At 72.6% G+C, this 16,181-nt stretch carries 14 protein-coding genes; 8 read left to right on the forward strand and 6 right to left on the reverse strand.

The annotated features are described in order from the left end of the window. The first annotated feature begins 281 nt into the window (after positions 1-281). Positions 282-758 (forward strand): hemerythrin domain-containing protein, encoded by a 477-nt coding sequence (locus tag C4U03_RS29435; protein ID WP_103942302.1) that lies wholly within the window; start codon positions 282-284, stop codon positions 756-758. A gap of 123 nt (positions 759-881) precedes the next feature. On the opposite strand, the gene C4U03_RS29440 is transcribed toward C4U03_RS29435, so the two are convergent. Continuing rightward, positions 882-1,703 carry a class I SAM-dependent methyltransferase gene (locus C4U03_RS29440; RefSeq protein WP_103942303.1) on the reverse strand — a complete coding sequence of 274 codons (822 nt, stop codon included), beginning with the start codon at positions 1,701-1,703 and terminating at the stop codon, positions 882-884. Between the two features lie 74 nt (positions 1,704-1,777). On the opposite strand from C4U03_RS29440, the gene C4U03_RS29445 reads away from it, so the two are divergent. Together C4U03_RS29445 and C4U03_RS29450 are read left to right on the forward strand one after the other, a co-directional pair. After that, the gene (locus tag C4U03_RS29445) at positions 1,778-2,377 is read left to right on the forward strand and encodes a TetR/AcrR family transcriptional regulator (protein ID WP_103942305.1); all 600 of its coding nucleotides are present in this window, start codon (positions 1,778-1,780) and stop codon (positions 2,375-2,377) included. Positions 2,378-2,526: 149 nt separating this feature from the next. Then, positions 2,527-3,330 (forward strand): glycerophosphodiester phosphodiesterase family protein, encoded by an 804-nt coding sequence (locus C4U03_RS29450; protein ID WP_103942307.1) that lies wholly within the window; start codon positions 2,527-2,529, stop codon positions 3,328-3,330. Positions 3,331-3,336: 6 nt separating this feature from the next. Here the strand turns inward: C4U03_RS29450 and C4U03_RS29455 are convergent, their stop codons facing one another. Both C4U03_RS29455 and C4U03_RS29460 read right to left on the reverse strand, forming a co-directional pair. Further along, on the reverse strand, positions 3,337-4,371 hold the full coding sequence (locus C4U03_RS29455) for an SDR family oxidoreductase (protein WP_103942309.1): 1,035 nt from the start codon (positions 4,369-4,371) through the stop codon (positions 3,337-3,339). A gap of 3 nt (positions 4,372-4,374) precedes the next feature. Next, entirely contained in the window at positions 4,375-6,201 is a 1,827-nt protein-coding gene (locus C4U03_RS29460) for a glycoside hydrolase family 15 protein (protein ID WP_103942311.1), read from the reverse strand. A 323-nt stretch (positions 6,202-6,524) separates the two neighbouring features. Here C4U03_RS29460 and C4U03_RS29465 point away from each other — a divergent pair, with 323 nt between their 5' ends. Both C4U03_RS29465 and C4U03_RS29470 read left to right on the forward strand, forming a co-directional pair. Beyond that, complete coding sequence (locus C4U03_RS29465; protein ID WP_103942313.1) at positions 6,525-9,557, forward strand: FAD-binding and (Fe-S)-binding domain-containing protein; 3,033 nt, start codon at positions 6,525-6,527, stop codon at positions 9,555-9,557. A gap of 26 nt (positions 9,558-9,583) precedes the next feature. Continuing rightward, positions 9,584-10,696 (forward strand): enolase C-terminal domain-like protein, encoded by a 1,113-nt coding sequence (locus tag C4U03_RS29470; protein WP_103942315.1) that lies wholly within the window; start codon positions 9,584-9,586, stop codon positions 10,694-10,696. A 95-nt stretch (positions 10,697-10,791) separates the two neighbouring features. On the opposite strand, the gene C4U03_RS29475 is transcribed toward C4U03_RS29470, so the two are convergent. Then, positions 10,792-11,613, reverse strand: coding sequence for a hotdog domain-containing protein (locus tag C4U03_RS29475; RefSeq protein WP_160147135.1), 822 nt, complete (start codon positions 11,611-11,613; stop codon positions 10,792-10,794). A gap of 147 nt (positions 11,614-11,760) precedes the next feature. On the opposite strand from C4U03_RS29475, the gene C4U03_RS29480 reads away from it, so the two are divergent. Next, positions 11,761-12,681, forward strand: a complete 921-nt coding sequence (locus tag C4U03_RS29480; protein WP_103942319.1) for an NADP-dependent oxidoreductase — start codon at positions 11,761-11,763, stop codon at positions 12,679-12,681. Between the two features lie 264 nt (positions 12,682-12,945). Here the strand turns inward: C4U03_RS29480 and C4U03_RS29485 are convergent, their stop codons facing one another. Next, positions 12,946-14,199, reverse strand: a complete 1,254-nt coding sequence (locus tag C4U03_RS29485) for an FAD-dependent oxidoreductase (protein WP_103942320.1) — start codon at positions 14,197-14,199, stop codon at positions 12,946-12,948. 322 nt (positions 14,200-14,521) lie between these two features. Continuing rightward, positions 14,522-14,788, reverse strand: a complete 267-nt coding sequence (locus tag C4U03_RS29490) for a type II toxin-antitoxin system Phd/YefM family antitoxin (RefSeq protein WP_235018234.1) — start codon at positions 14,786-14,788, stop codon at positions 14,522-14,524. Between the two features lie 102 nt (positions 14,789-14,890). Here C4U03_RS29490 and C4U03_RS29495 point away from each other — a divergent pair, with 102 nt between their 5' ends. Both C4U03_RS29495 and C4U03_RS29500 read left to right on the forward strand, forming a co-directional pair. After that, positions 14,891-15,532 carry a ClpP family protease gene (locus C4U03_RS29495; protein WP_103942324.1) on the forward strand — a complete coding sequence of 214 codons (642 nt, stop codon included), beginning with the start codon at positions 14,891-14,893 and terminating at the stop codon, positions 15,530-15,532. Next, positions 15,529-16,155: an ATP-dependent Clp protease proteolytic subunit gene (locus C4U03_RS29500; RefSeq protein ID WP_103942326.1), complete on the forward strand. Its 627-nt coding sequence runs from the start codon at positions 15,529-15,531 to the stop codon at positions 16,153-16,155. The genes C4U03_RS29495 and C4U03_RS29500 overlap by 4 nt, the downstream gene beginning before the upstream one ends. Positions 16,156-16,181: the final 26 nt, after the last annotated feature.

A 16,181-nucleotide genomic window follows, 5' to 3' on the forward strand; every position in this document is an offset into this window, starting at 1 on the left:
CGCCCGGCGGCCCACCGCTCCCCCCACCGTCGGGCTGCCATCTCCACTACCGGACGACCGGAGACACTGCACGCTCCACACCGCCTCCCCTTCAACCACCGGGCTGTACCGGCAACCACCGGAAAGCCACGGCGCGCCTGGAGCCTGAGCGCCCGGTGGTCGTTCCTGGCTCGTGATCGCTATGCTGTGGGCAGCGTCGCGTGCCGGTGGCGGACCGCGTCAGGCATGGAGGCGCCGGACCTGGAAGGTGGTCATGATGACCCTTTCCCTGTTCCTCACTCGTGAGTGAGGGCGACCAGAGCAGGCTCATCGCCTGGAACCGTGAACTGGCGGCCGCGCACCAGCGGCTGCGGCAGGCGTTGCGACTCGCAAGACAAGCGCTCGATGCCGGGCATGCCGAGGATGCCACCTCGGCGGGCGCCGACCTGTTGCTGTACTGCCACGGGTTCTGCGCTGCCCTCAGCGGCCACCATGTCAGCGAGGACGCCGCGCTGTTCCCCGAACTGGCCGCGCGCCACCCCGCGCTGCGTCCCACGATCGCCAAGCTGGAGCAGGACCACCAGATGATCGCCTCGCTGCTCGCGCAATTCCAGCAGGCGCTCACCTCGAACGCCCCGCCGGACACCCTGGCCTCCCATCTGGACGGACTTGCGGCGATCATGGAATCCCACTTCCGCTACGAGGAGCGTCAACTCCTCGACATCTTGTCGACGCTGGAACTTCACGCGGACCCCCGCACCGTCCTCGGCCCCCTGTGAGCCCTCAGCCCACGGCCCGCAACCCCACCGGGGCACCTCACCGGGGCCGACGGGCTGCCGGCCGTCCTCGTCGCGGCGCGGCGGAAGCCAGAGCGCGAGCGCGCCGGCAACCGCCAGCACGGGTCAGGTGGCACCGGTCCGTGTCGCGGTGACTACGACGGTGGTGTAGCGCATCGTGAAGCCGCCCCCGAACGCGTCGATCGCGGCCCCGATGCCCGTCAGCACCTCCTCCCGCTGTGCGGGCAGGAGCTGGGAGTAGAGGGCGGAGGTGGGGATCTGGTCCAGCCACTCATCCCGGGTGTAGGGCCGCTCCCAGTCAAATAGCCACTGCTCCGGGTCGCCGAACGCCCCCGTCCCCCGTATCCCGTCGGCGGCTCTGGCGCACAGCGCCGGGTATCCGTCCGAGCCGCTCGCCCCTTGAGCGCCGAGCAAGTCGGGCATCATCCGGCGGTAGACCTCGAAGGAGGCCGCAGCCACCTCGGGCGGCGCTTGGGCGGCGTTCCAGAACACCGCCAGCCGGCCACCGGGCCGCAGTACCCGGGCCGCCTTCGCCGCGCCCGTGACCGGGTCCACCCAGTGCCAGGTCTGCCCGGAGACGATCGCGTCGAAGGTCCGGCCGGCGGGGTCCCAGGTCTCGAACGCCGCCACCTCGACCTGGTGCCCGCGCCGTCGCGCCCACTCGGCCATCCGCGCGTCGACCTCGACCCCGAGCACCCGGCAGCCGGCCGCCTGGAACTGCCGGGCCGCTATGCCCGTGCCGATGCCGACGTCGACGACGTCGGGTCCGGGACTAGCGGCGGCGATCGCCTCCACCATGGCCTCGGGATAGCGGGGCCGGGTCCGGTCGTAGCGTTCGGGGTCCGAGCCGAACGACTCCGCCAGTTGCCGGGCCTGATGAGGTTCGCGTTCGGGGAGAGGCATGCGCTCGGGAGGAGTAGTGGGCATTCGCCCACTATGAGTGGGCACGCGCCCACTCGTCAACCGGGTAAGGTCCTGCCGAGGGAAGGAGGGCGGACACGGTGCCGACGGGGACAGCTCTCCGCGACGCGCGCCGGCAACTGTTCGACGCCGCCGAGCGCATCCTGCTCCGGAATGGCCCCAGCGCGCTGACCAGCCGGGCGGTCACCGACGAGGCGGGCTGCGCCAAGGGCGTCCTGCACCGGCACTTCGCCGACTTCGACGCTTTCCTCGCCGAGTTCGTGCTCGACCGCATCGACCGCATGGACGCCCAGGCCGCCGCCCTGCGGGAGGCCGCCGGGACCGGCACCGTCGCCGGAAACCTCACCGACGCGCTGAGGGCCCTGTTCGGCTCGGTCGCCGTGGCGATCGTCGCCCTCGTCACCTTCCGCGACGAGCTGCGCGCCCGGCTGCGCCGGACCTGGCCGGCCGGCGTTCCGGTGCTGACCGAGGCCTGCACCATGATCGCCTCCTACCTCACCGCGGAACGGGAACTGGGCCGCATCGCGGCCGACGCCGACGTCGACACGCTCGCGGCCATGCTGATCGGGGCCGGACACCTGCTGTTCGCCGACCGGAAAGGCGCCCCGCCGCAGGCGGAAGCCGTCCACAAGATGGTGACCACGGTCATCGCCGGCGTCACGCGAGAACCGTCGCCGTGAACGGCTCCCCCGGCTGATTTATGTTCGTGGGCTGAGCGGCTTTGTTGTTGATCGTGGCTGGCGCCCCAGGCCTCCGCCTTGACAAAGTAAGGTCGGGATCGGCAGGCCCTGAATCGCGTCCCGGTGCCAGAGTCGCCATACTCGCTTGGGTGCCGCCCACGTACGCCTTTCTCGATCACCCGGGGCCGATCCCGTTCGCCCACCGCGGCGGTGCCCGGCACGGCCTGGAGAACTCCATGCCCGCCTTCCAGCGCGCGATCGACCTCGGCTACCGCTACCTGGAGACCGACGTGCACGCCACCGCCGACGGCGTCCTGGTGGCCTTCCACGACCGCACCCTCGACCGGGTCACCGACCGGCGCGGCGCCATCGCCCGCCTCCCCTACGCCCAGGTCGCCAAAGCCCGCATCGCCGGCGTCGAGCCCATCCCCCTGCTGGAGGACATCCTCGGCAGCTGGCCCGACGCCCGCGTCAACATCGACATCAAGGAGGCCCCCGCCATCGCGCCGCTGGCGGCCGCCCTGCACCGCACGCGCGCCTGGCAGCGGGTGTGCATCACCTCCTTCTCCACCCGCCGGCTGGCCGCCCTGCGCGCCCGCCTGCCGCTGTTCACCGACCAGGACGTGTGCACCGCGCTCGGCCCGCGCGGGGTGATGGCGCTGCGCGCCCGCTCGGCCGGCGGCCCCGCCGCCAAGCTGGTCCGCCTGGCCTCCACCGGCGTCGCCTGCGCCCAGGTCCCCTACGGCCTGGGCCGCGTCCCCTTCGTCACCGAGGCCTTCATCGCCCAAGCCCACGAACTCGGCCTCAAGGTGCACGCCTGGACCGTCAACGACCGCGCCGAGATGGAACGCCTGCTGGACCTGGGGGTTGACGGCGTCATGACCGACGACCTCCTCACCCTCCGGGACGTGCTGACCGCACGGGGCCAGTGGTACCCCGCTCCCCCGCCCTGACCGGGCTCAGCGGTGCCCTGCATGCAGCAGGCCGGCCGCCGCGCCGGCCGCGGCACCGCCCGCCAGACCCGCCAGGCCCAGGGCCCGCCGGTGCCGGGACAGCCACTGCTGAGGGCTGCGGCCGTGGGCCCGCTCGTCGAAGGACCCGTGGACGCCGAAGTCCCTGCCATCATCGTCGTCGGCGGCCTCCCAGAGGTTGGCGGGAGCGTGGGGGTCGCGTGGCCGGTCGGTCTGCTGCGAGGCGTAGCCGGTCAGGGCCAGGTAGCGGTCGAGCAGCCCGGGAACGACGCGGTTGGCCAGCAGGGTGCCGACGGTGCTGGCCCCCACCCAGTACTCGCGGCGCCGGGGGTGGGCGGCGGCGTACGTCAGCGCCCGCGCGGCGACCTCCGGCTGGTAGATCGGCGGAACCGGCTGGGGGTGTCGGGGAAGGCGCGACAGCACCCAGTCGAACTGGGGGGTGTTGACCGCCGGCATGTGCACCATCGTCATCCGGACCCCGGTGCCCTGGTGCAGCATCTCGCAGCGCAGCGACTCGTAGAACCCCTGGATGGCGTGCTTGGCCCCGCAGTAGGCCGACTGCAGCGGGATGCCCCGCTTGGCCAGCGCCGACCCGGTCTGCACGATGACGCCGCGGTCGCGCGGCATCATGCGCTCCAGCGCGGCCCTGGTGCCGTGCACGAACCCCAGATAGGTGACCTCGGTGGTGCGCCGGAACTCGTCGGGGACGATGTCGAGGAACTCGGCGAAGACCGAGCTGAACGCCGCGTTCACCCACACGTCGATCGGGCCGAGTTCGTGCTCCACCCGATCGGCCGCCCGCTCCACCTGCGCGTAGTCGGCCATGTCGCAGCTGATCGGCAGGGCGTTGCCCGGCCCGCACGCCTTCTCCGCCTCCCGGGCGGCGGCCTGCAGCCCCTTACGGCCGCGGGCCAGCAACGCCACCTTCGCGCCCCGCTCGGCGAACCGCAGGGCCGTGGCGCGGCCGATGCCGGCACTGGCGCCGGTGACGACCACGACCTGCCCGGTGAAGTCCTCCGCCATGGCTCATCCCTCCTCCGCTCGTCCCTCCCGGTACGGCCTGGCCCTGGCGCGCTGGTGGGTCGGGCCGCCGCGGTGTTCCAGGTTGAAGGCCGTGTTGACCAGTGACAGGTGCGACAGCGCCTGCGGGAAGTTGCCCAGCAGCCGCCGCTCCCGGGGGTCGTACTCCTCGCTGAGCAGGCCCACGTCGTTGGCCAGGCCCAGCAGCCGCTCCAGCAGCCGCCGGCCCCGCTCGTCGTCGCCCCGCAGGATGTGACAGTCGGCCAGCCAGAACGTGCAGGCCAGGAAGGCGCCCTCGCCCGGCGGCAGCCCGTCGACGCTCTGGGATCCGCCGCTGGCGTACCGCTGGACGAGCCCGTCGCGGCACAGTCCGCGCTCGATGGCCGCCACCGTGCCCCGTACCCGCCGGTCATCGGCGGGCAGGAAGCCGACGGCCGGGATGAGCAGCAGTGACGCGTCCAGGGTGCCCGAGCCGTAGTACTGGGTGAAGGCGCCCAGGCCGGTGTCGTAGCCGCGCTCGCAGACCTCCTCGAAGATGTCCTGCCGCAGCCGTTTCCAGTCCTCGACCGGCCCGTCCATCCCGAACTCCTCCACCGTCCGCACGGCCCGGTCGGCGGCGGTCCAGGCCATGACCTTGGAGTGGGTGAAGTCGCGGCGGGGGCCGCGCATCTCCCAGATGCCGTTGTCGGGATCCCGCCAGTGCCCCTCCAGGAAGTCCAGCAGCGCGCACTGCACGTCCCAGGCGTTTGCGGCGGGCGGCAGGCCGCACACGCGGGCCTGGTGTATGGCGTCCATCAGCTCGCCGTACACGTCCAGCTGGAACTGCCCGCTGGCCCGGTTGCCGATGCGGACGGGGCGGGAGCCGGCGAATCCGGGCAGGTCCAGCTCGATCTCGGTGAGGCGGCGCTCGCCCTCCACGCCGTACATCATCTGCATGTGCTGGGGCCATCCCGCCACCGCCCGCACCAGCCACTCCCGCCACGCGGCGGCCTCCTGCTCGTACCCGGCGTTCAGCAGCGCCAGCAGGGTGAAGGTGGCGTCGCGGATCCAGCAGTAGCGGTAGTCCCAGTTGCGCATCCCGCCCAGCTTCTCGGGCAGGGAGGTGGTGGCGGCGGCGACCGTCCCGCCGCTGGGCGCGTACGTCAGCGCCTTCAACGTGATCAGTGAGCGGATCACCTGTGCCCGGTAGCGGCCTGTGTAGTCGCAGCGGCCGCTCCACTGCCGCCACCAGTCGGTGGCCCGTGAGATCGCCGTGGCGACGTCGACGGGATCGGAGGGGGGCTGTCGGGGCGGCGTCCACTCCAGCCGGAAGCCCACGCGCTGCCCCTCGCGCACCTCGAAGTCCGTGCGGATCACGTCGTCGTCGACGGTGAGCGGCACGTCGGCGTCCACGAACAGGTTGTCCGGCCCGGCCAGGGCGCTGGCCCGCCGGCCGTCCGTCCGCAGCCACGGGGGGACGCGCCCGTAGTCCAGTCGCAGGATCACCTCGCCGCGCATCCGCACCCGGCCCCGCACGCCTTCCACCAGCCGCATCACGTCGGGACGCCGGTCGCGGACCGGCATCGCGTCGACCACCCGCACCATGCCGTCGCCGGTGGTGAACTCGGTCTCCAGCACCAGCGCGCCGTCGCGGTAGCGGCGGTCGCACGTGCGGTGGCCGCCTGCCGGGGCCAGCAGCCACCGGCCGTTGCGGTGATCGCCCAGCAGGGCCGCGAAGCAGGCGTCGGAGTCGAACCGCGGCAGGCACAGCCAGTCGATCGAGCCGTCCCGGCCCACCAGCGCCATCGTCTGGGTGTCCCCGATGGCCGCGTAGTCCTCGATCCGCGGGGTCATCGCCCGGTCCTCGTCTTCACCCCCATGGCCCCTCGCCTGCCCAGCGCGGGCGACCCTATGCATCGGGCCGGCCCGCTTCGAGGCTCGCCCGACATGCATGGCCCCCGCCCGAGGGGGCACCAGATGACCTGGGGGAACATCACCGCACAACGCCTGGTCGCGTATCCGGTCCCGGAGGAGCCGCCGGTTCCCCGGGCCGGGCGCCGACGGGCCCCGCGGGGTCGCCGAGGTGCTCCCGCGGCCCGCCTCCCCCAGCGGCTCGACCGCCATCGACCGTTCGGTCACCGCATCGGCAATCGATCAAGTGAGACGGGGGACACCACATGGGAATCGTCCAGCTTCCGCCGCCCGTCGTCCCACGGGCCCGGCCCCGGCTGGACCCGCGCGCGCTGGAACGCGACCTGCGCGCCCGGGTGTCCGGCGAGGTCCGCTTTGACACCGGCAGCCGCGCGGCCTACTCCACCGACGCCTCCAACTACCGGCAGGTGCCGATCGGGGTGGTGGTGCCGCACACCGTCGAGGCCGCCGTCGAGGCCGTGGCGGTGTGCCGCGAGCACGGCGCCCCGCTGCTGTCGCGCGGCGGCGGCACCAGCCTGGCCGGCCAGTGCTGCAACACCGCCGTGGTCATCGACTGGAGCAAGTACTGCCACCGGCTGCTGTCGGTCGACCCCGGGCGGCGGCTGTGCACGGTCGAGCCCGGCATCGTGCTGGACGACCTGAACCGGCGGCTGGCCCCCCACCGGCTGCAGTACGGGCCCAGACCGTCCACCCACCGCAACTGCACGCTCGGCGGGATGATCGGCAACAACTCGTGCGGGTCCACCGCCCAGGCGTACGGCAAGGTCGTCGACAACGTGCGCCGCCTGGAGGTGCTCACCTACGACGGACTGCACCTGTGGGTCGGCCCGACCGGGGACGGCGAGCTCGCCGAGCTGACCGCCCGCTCGGACCGCACCGGCGAGATCTACCGGTCGCTGGCATGGCTGCGCGACCACTACGCCGACGAGATCCGCGCCCGTTTCCCCGACATCCCCCGCCGGGTCTCGGGCTACAACCTGGACTCGCTGCTGCCCGAGCACGGCTTCGACGTGGCGGGGCTGCTGGTCGGGTCGGAGTCGACGCTGGTGACGGTGCTGCGCGCCGAGCTGGAGCTGGTGCCGGTGCCCGCGCACATGTCGATGGTCGTGCTGGGCTTTCCCGACATCGCCACCGCGGCCGACCACGTGCCGGCCATCGTCCGGCACGAGCCGCACGCCCTGGAGGGCCTGGACCGCAAACTGCTGGAGTTCGAACGGGTCAAGCACCTCAACCCCGCCGCCCTGCGGATGCTGCCGGACGGCACCGCCTACCTGATGGCGCAGTTCGCCGGCCGGGACGCCGAGGAGTCCCACGGCAAGGCCCATACCCTGACCGTGGAGGTCCCGGACGCCACGGGCTCGGCGATCTACGACGACACCGCGCACGAGACGCTGCTGTGGCACGTCCGCGAGTCCGGGCTGGGCGCCACCGCGCACGTGCCGCACCACCCCGACACCTGGGAGGGCTGGGAGGACTCGGCGGTGCCGCCGCAGCGGCTCGGCGACTACCTGCGCGACCTGCGGGCCCTGATGAAGCGGTTCGGGTATGGGGAGCCCTCGCTGTACGGGCACTTCGGGCAGGGCTGCGTGCACACCCGCATCCCGTTCGACCTGTCCTCGGCCGAGGGGATCCGCACGATGCGCGAGTTCGCCGAGCACGCCGCCGACATCGTCGTCGGCTACGGCGGGTCGCTGTCGGGCGAGCACGGCGACGGCCAATCACGGGCGGAGCTGCTGGGGAAGATGTTCGGCCCCGAGATCATGGAGGCGTTCGGGCAACTGAAGGCCGTGTTCGACCCCGCCGACCAGATGAACCCGGGCAAGATCGTCCACCCCTACCGGCTGGACGAGAACCTACGGCTGGGGGCCATGTACCAGCCGTGGCGACCGGAGACCGCCTTCGCCTACCCGCACGACCAGGGCCGGTTCGACAAGGCCGCCGCCCGCTGCGTGGGCGTGGGCAAGTGCCGGTCGCTGGAGGGCGGGGTGATGTGCCCCAGCTACCGCGCCACCCGCGAGGAGGAGCACTGCACCCGGGGACGGGCCCGCCTGCTGTTCGAGATGGTCCGCAACGACTCGCCCGTCGAGGACGGCTGGCGTTCCACTGCGGTCCTGGACGCCCTCGACCTGTGCCTGGCCTGCAAGGGCTGCAAGACCGACTGCCCGGTCAACGTCGACATGGCCACCTACAAGGCCGAGTTCCTCCATCACCACTACGCCGGCCGGCCACGTCCCCGCCCGCACTACTCGATGGGGTGGCTGCCGGTCTGGGCCGCCCTCGCCGGGCGGGTGCCCCGCCTGGTCAACACGCTGGCCCGGATGCCGCTGCTGGAGCGGGCCATAAAAGCGGCCGGCGGCATCGCGCCCGAACGACAGTTGCCGCTGTTCGCCCCACAGCCGTTCACCGAATGGTGGCGGGCGCGGGGGCCGCGCGGCCCCGGGGAGCGCGGCGAGGTCGTCGTGTGGCCCGACACGTTCACCAACTACTTCCATCCCGAGATCGGGCGGGCCGCCGTCGAGGTGCTGGAGGCCGCCGGGTTCCGCGTCAAGGTCCCCGGCCGGGCGGTGTGCTGCGGCCTGACCTGGATCTCCACCGGCCAGCTCGACATGGCCCGCCGTGCCCTGCGCCGCACCCTGGACGTCCTGCGCGAGGACCTGCGGCAGGGCACCCCGGTGGTCGGGCTGGAGCCCAGCTGCACGGCGGTGTTCCGCGCCGACGCCCAGGAGATGTGGCCGCAGGACCCGGACGTGCGGCGGCTGGGCGAGCAGACCCGCACCCTGGCCGAGCTGCTCACCGAGCGCGCCCCCGACTGGTGGCCGCCCAGCGTGGACGCCGACGCCGTCGTGCAGCGGCACTGCCACCAGTACGCCGTCATGGGCTTCGACGCCGAACGGCGGCTGATGGAGCGGGCGGGGCTGCGCGCGGACGTGCTGGACGCCGGCTGCTGCGGGCTGGCGGGCAACTTCGGCTTCGAGCGCGGCCACTACCGGATCTCGCAGGACATCGCCGAACTCGGCCTGCTGCCGGCGGTCCGCACCGCCGGCCCCGACACCGTGATCATGGCCGACGGGTTCAGCTGCCGTACCCAGATCGAGCAGTCCAACACCGGCCGCGTGCCCGTCCACCTGGCCGAAGTGCTGGCCGCGGGCCTGTACGGGACCACGCCCAAAGCGCAGCGCACCCAGCCTCCCGGCACCGCCGCCCGCGTCGCGGTCATCGCGGCGGCGGCCGCCGCCGCGGGCGTGGCACTGGCCGGGGTGCGCGCACGCCGATCATGAACCGCGGTCGGGAGAGGGGCGGGGCCATGGCGGGCGCCCGGGCCATACCGCTGGAATCGATCAAAGTGTCGGCCTACCGGGTGCCGACGGCGGAGCCGGAATCCGACGCGACGCTGGAGTGGGACGCCACGACCATCGTCGTGGTCCAGATGACCGCCGCCGGGCATACCGGGCTCGGCTACACCTACGGACCGGCCGCCGTGGCCGCCCTCGTCCACCGGGAACTGCGGGACGTCCTGTCGGGGGCCGACGCCAGCAACGTGACGGCCCTGTGGGCGGCCATGACGCGGGCGCTGCGCAACGCCGGCCGTCCCGGGATCGGCGCGATGGCGATCTCCGCCGTGGACATCGCGCTGTGGGACCTCAAGGCCCGCATCCTGGATGTTCCGCTGGTGGTGGCACTGGACGCCTGCCACCGGGCCGTGCCCATCTACGGCAGCGGCGGCTTCACCTCCTACACCGACCGGCAACTGGCCGACCAACTGTCCGGCTGGGCCGAACAGGGCATCGGCCGGGTCAAGATGAAGATCGGCCGGGACCCGGCGGCCGACCGCGCCCGGGTCACGGCGGCCCGCAGCGCCATCGGCGACGACATCGAGCTCATGGTGGACGCCAACGGCGGCTACCGGCGCAAACAGGCCCTCGCCTGGGCCCGGTGGTTCGGCGGGATGGGCGTCACCTGGCTGGAGGAGCCCGTCAGCTCCGACGATCTGGCCGGGCTGCGCCTGCTGCGCGACACCGGCCCGCCGGGCATGGACATCGCAGCCGGCGAGTACGGCGACGCGCTGCCCTACTTCCGCCGCATGCTCGAGGCCGGAGCGGTCGACTGCCTGCAGGCCGACGTCACCCGCTGCGGCGGCATCACCGGCTTCCTGCGGGCCGGTGCCCTGTGCGACGCGCACGGCCTGGACCTGTCGGCCCACTGCGCGCCCCAGGCGGCCCTGCACGCCTGCACGGCCGTCTGGCACCTGCGCCACCTGGAGTACTTCCACGACCACGTACGCATCGAGCGGATGCTGTTCGACGGAGTCCGTGAGCCCACCGCCACCGGAACGCTGGAGCCGGACCTGACCCGGCCGGGGCTGGGCCTGGAACTGAAGGAGGCCGACGCCGAGCCCTATCTGGAAACGGCACGGTAGGCCCTGCTCACGAGCCCGGCCGCCCAGGCCGGGGCATGGGACCGCAGGGCCTGACGTCCAGGCCCACCGAACGACGCGCGGCCCGGCGGCCCCGGCTATCCGGTCGGTGGGGAGTGCAGCACGGCCCTCAGGGGCTCGGGGAGCGGCACAGAGCCTTTTCCCTTCCCCACGGCCACGTAGGCGGTCTGTCCCGTCACGATGACCGTCTCCCGCCGGTGGACCGTGAACGACATCGTCAGCGAGGTGCGGCCGACCCTGACGGGCCGCACGCGGACCGTCAGCCGATCGTCCAGCCGGGCGGGAGCGCCGTGGTCGCAGCCGCTGGATACCACGACGAGATCGGTCCCGGCCTCGCGTAGCCGCGCGTAGCCGCCCGCATGCTCGTCGAGCCACCCCACGAAGGCGTCCTCGAAGAACTCGTAGTAGCGACTCGCGTGCACCATGCCCTGGGCGTCGCAGTGGCGGGGCCGTACCCGCAGCGGCGCCTCATGGGCCGGACCGGCCGCCCGGTCGGCCCAGATGGCGTCGAACTCCTCGACGTCGAAGGGCAGCAGCCGGCACGCGGCGATCCGTCCGTGGCGCACCTGGTAGAGGGCAAGGGCCGGCCAGGTGAACTCCTGCCCGTCGATGACGGCGTGGCCGTCGGTGACGGCCGCGATCCGGTCACCGTCTCCGACGAGGACCTGCCGGCCCGCCAGCCGGAAGGACCGGCCGGCCAGCTCACGCCGCCGCGCGAAATAGCCCAGCACCGCGTCGATGCCGCGGTGGTCGCCGGAGACGGCGCTACGGCCCGGAACGTGCCAGACGACGTCCTCGGCCAGCACCTCGCGCAGCGCCGCCGCATCACCTCCCTGGTAGAACGCGTTCTGCGCCTGATGGAGGCGATCCAGCAACTGCCATGCCTCGTCCTGCCGCACAGGCTCTCCTTTCGGGGTTCCCCCAAGGCCGGGCCGCGGATCCGTCCGCGTCTCCCGTGGGATCATCCGTCGCCCGCGACCGGATGTTTCCTCCGGGCGGCCGGCATCGACGTGGGATGGGCCGCCGCCTGGGTAATGGCAGCCGTTATGAAGGCGATCACGTTGGAGCAGTACGGAGATCCGGAGGAGTTGCGGCTGGTGGAACGGCCACAGCCGAAGGTCGCACCCGGGGAGGTGCTCATCCGGGTGCGCGCCGCCGGGGTCAACCCGGTGGACTGGAAGCTCGCGGCGGGCCGGCTGGACTCGATCATGGAGGTCCGGTGGCCGCTGATCCCGGGGTGGGACGTGGCCGGAGTCGTCGAGGCGGTCGGGCTCGACACCGAGGAGTTCGCCGTGGGCGACGAGGTGATCGGGTACGCGCGCAAGGACATGGTCCAGCTCGGGACGTACGCGGAGTTCGTCTCCGCGAGCGTGCGGATGCTGGCGCGCAGGCCCGCCGCGCTGAGCTGGGAACAGGCGGCGGGGCTGCCGCTGGCCGGGCTGACCGCGCTGCAGACGCTCGACCGGGTCCGGGCGGGTGCGGGGGACACGGTGCTGGTGCATGCGGCGGCGGGCGGCGTGGGCTCACTGGCCGTGCAGATCGCGGTCGCGCGCGGAGCCCGGGTGATCGGGACCGCCGGCGAACGCAACCACGCCTTCCTGCGGGAGCTGGGGGCCGAGCCGGTGACCTACGGGGACGGGCTCGCCGACCGGATCAGGAAGGCCGCCCCGGCGGGGGTCGACGCGGTGGTGGACTTCGCCGGCGGCACGGCGGACGTCTCACGGCAGGTCGTCAGGCAGGCCGACCGGGTGGCGTCCATCGTCGACCCGGACGTGACCGGCCAGGGCGGCCATTACGTGTGGGTACGGCCCGACGCGGCCGGGCTGGCCGAGCTGGCCGGCCTCGCCGACGCCGGGCGGCTGAGCGTGCACGTCGACCGGGTCCTGCCCCTGGCGGAGGCGGCCGAGGCCTGGCGGCTCAACCAGGCCGGCCACACCCGAGGCAAGATCGTTCTCTCGGTCGGCTGACACGGGGCCGACCGGCCTCCGGCCATGCCGCACCGCCCTGCCGCCAAGCCCTGACCGTCAGACAATAAGTGATTTGCCGGTCACAGGGAGTGTAGGTGGATGGGGTGGGTAGGAGGAGAATGCCGCGCCAGCCAGAGCCTTGAGCACTGGAGGGATACCGAGAGGGCGGCCGCCGGTGAGCACGTCGACGGGCGGCCGCCCTTCCGCTGCGGGGCCTCCCCCGGCGCTCTCCCCGGGAGGGGGCAGGGTCGGCGGCCGGTCCGTTCAGGCGGGTCGGGCGGGTCGGGCGGGTCTGTGGGGAGCGCGGCGGGCGAAGGCGGGGGCGTGCTCGGGACGGACGCCGACTCCGACGATGTAGGCGGGCACCGCCGAGAGCCAGGGGAAACGCCTGGTGAGGGCCAGCAGGAACGGGGGCGGGGTGGCGCTCCTGCCCGCCAGGATCGGGCCGATCACCTGACGGTGCAGCACGCGCTGTAGGGCTTGGGTCGCCACGGTGGGCAGCAGCCGGCGGCGCCGGACGGCGGCCAGGTCCCGGTCGGTGACGCGGTGTTCGCGCAGCGGCCCGGCCAGCAGGGTCGCGGCGGCCACGGCGTCCTGGACGGCCAGGTTGATGCCCACGCCGCCCACCGGGGACATGGCGTGCGCGGCGTCGCCGATGCACAGCAGTCCTGGGGCGTGCCAGCGGCGCAGCCGGTTCACCCGAACGTCCAGATGCTTGACCTCGTCCATGGACGTCAACGCCCCGACGGAGCACGCCAGCTCGGGGATCACCTCGACGATGTCGCGGCGGAACGCCTCGATGCCCCGCGCGCGCAGTCGGGTGTCGGTGCCCTTGCGGGCCAGGTAGGCGATCTGCAGGTAGCCCTGGCGCGGGATCGTGACGAACATTCTGCCCGGCTTGCTGCGGGGCAGGAAGGCGGACGGCGCGCCGGCCCCGGTGGGGATCTTGAACCACCAGGCGTCGAAGCTCACCGGGGACTCCCGGGCCGCCAGGCCGGCCTGGCGGCGGGCCACGGACCAGCGGCCGTCGCAGGCCACCGTCAGCTCGGCACGCAGCTCACCGGGCCCGTCCGGCCCCCGGTAGCGCACGCCGGCGACCCGGCCGGACTCCCACAGCAGCCCTGTGGCCTCGGTGCTCATCCGCAGGGTGAAGGTCGGCTCGGCCCGGGCGGCCTCGGCGAGCAGGTTCAGCAGGTCCCACTGCGGCACCATGGCGATGTAGGGGTGGGCCAGGCGCAGGCGGCGGAAGTCGGCCAAGGTCACCGACTCTCCCCGGCCCAGCGGGAAGGTCACCTGCCGGATCCTGCTGTGGGGCAGGGCGGCGAACCCCTCGTACAGGCCCAGTTCCTCCAGCAGCTCCAGGGTGGACGGGTGCACGGTGTCTCCGCGGAAGTCGCGCAGGAAGTCGGCGTGCTTCTCCAGCACGGTGACCTCCACGCCGGCCCGCGCCAGCAGCAGCCCCAGCACCATACCGGCGGGGCCACCACCGATGATCGCGCATGTTGTCGCCTCGCTCACCGGACCTCCTCACCGACATGTGGAGGTGTGCCCACCCGCAGGCCAGCTCTATCGCAATGACAGAGGGGCCGCAGCGAGCCGTACTGTCATGGCCGCCCGCCGATCCCCCGACCGGCACTCGGCCCGCGACGCGGAACGCGCCGCCATCCGTTCCGAAGATCCCGTCCACCCCATCGCCGACCGTCCCGGCTGGTGCCTGGCTCGGGACGCTGACGCGCAGTACAGGGAGCGAGGGGCAGGTCAAAAGGAGGTCGGCCGGTTCTCACCCGGCCACCGTGGCCCTGGGCACGGCTCCGTCGCGGCGTCTACGTCCCCGCTTCGGTCAGCGTCTGAAGCCCGAGGGGCGGTACTCGGCCGCGATGCGCATCGGGGCGCTCTGCTGCGGCTGGTGGGCCACGGCCTCCTGCGACACCACCGGCTCGGTCTGGGTGAGATCGATCCGGCCTTCTCGCAACCGCTGCAGCAGTTCCAGGTCCTCCGGCGAGACGATGGCGGCCACGACCCGGCCGTGCCGGGTCAGCACGACGTGCTCACCGCCGTAGGCGACCCTGTTCACCAGGTCCGCCAGGACCTGCCGAGCCTTCGTCACCGGGATCCTCACATCATTCATCGTATAGCGAACATCGCAGGTCTCCCCTAGCCGACAAAATCTTCAAAATGTACGTTCTATCTAAAACGACTAGGAGGCTTCATGTTGCCGAGACAGCTGGGAGACCCGCACGAGCGGCCGCAGACGTACGCGCCGCGGACGTACGCCAGGGTGGTGGAGGCGACGCAGCCGGTACAGGAGCACGTGTTCCAGCGGCTGCTGGCGCAGCGGATCGTGATGATCGGGTCGGAGATCGACGACGAACTGGCCAACCGGGTGTGCGCACAGTTGCTGCTGCTGGCCGCCCAGGACGCCGAGCGGGACATCACGGTGTACATCAACAGCCCCGGCGGGGTCGTCGACGCCGGGATGGCGATCTACGACATCATGCAGTACCTGCCCAACGACGTCGCCACCGTCGCGCTGGGCATGGCCGCGTCCATGGGGCAGACGCTGCTGTGCGCCGGGGCACCCGGCAAGCGGTACGCGCTGCGGCACGCCCGGGTGATGATGCACCAGCCGCACGGCGGCATCGGCGGCACCGCCTCCGACATCCGGATCCAGGCCGAGCAGTCGCTGTACCTCAAGCGGATCCTGGCCGAGCGGACCGCCTTCCACACCGGCCGGCCGCTGGAGCAGATCGAGGCCGACTCCGACCGCGACCGCTGGTTCACCGCCGAGCAGGCACGCGAGTACGGCTTCGTCGACCACGTCATCGACACCACCGACCGGGTCGGCTCATGACCGGCGGCCACCGCGGCGAGGCCCGCTACATCGTGCCCTCGTTCGTCGAGCGGACCACGTACGGGATCAAGGAGATGAACCCGTACAACAAGCTGTTCGAGGACCGCATCGTCTTCCTGGGCACCCCGATCGACGACACCGCCGCCAACGACGTGATGTCCCAGCTGCTGTCGCTGGAGGGCATGGACCCCGACCGGCCCATCGCCCTGTACATCAACTCCCCCGGCGGCTCGCTGACCGCGATGATGGCGATCTACGACACGATGCAGTACATCCGCCCTGAGGTGGAGACCACCTGCATCGGGCAGGCCGCCTCGGCCGCGGCGATCCTGCTGGCCGCCGGCGCCCCCGGGCGGCGGGCGGCGCTGGCCAACTCCCGGATCCTGCTGCACCAGCCGGCCACCGAGGGCGGCCGCGGCAGCGCCGGGGACCTGGAGATCCAGGCCCGCGAGATCCTGCGGATGCGCACGGTGATGGAGGAGATCATCGCCCGGCACACCGGGCAGGATCCGGCGCAGGTGAGCCGCGACGTCGAACGGGACCGGTTCTTCACCGCCGCGCAGGCCCGCGAGTACGGGCTGGTGGACGAGGTGCTGACCAGCCGGCGGCGGCCAGGCGGCTGACCTGGCGAATGCGATGATCTTACGGC

This window comes from Thermomonospora echinospora (genome assembly GCF_900108175.1).
GTDB classification, from domain to species: Bacteria; Actinomycetota; Actinomycetes; order Streptosporangiales; family Streptosporangiaceae; genus Thermomonospora; species Thermomonospora echinospora.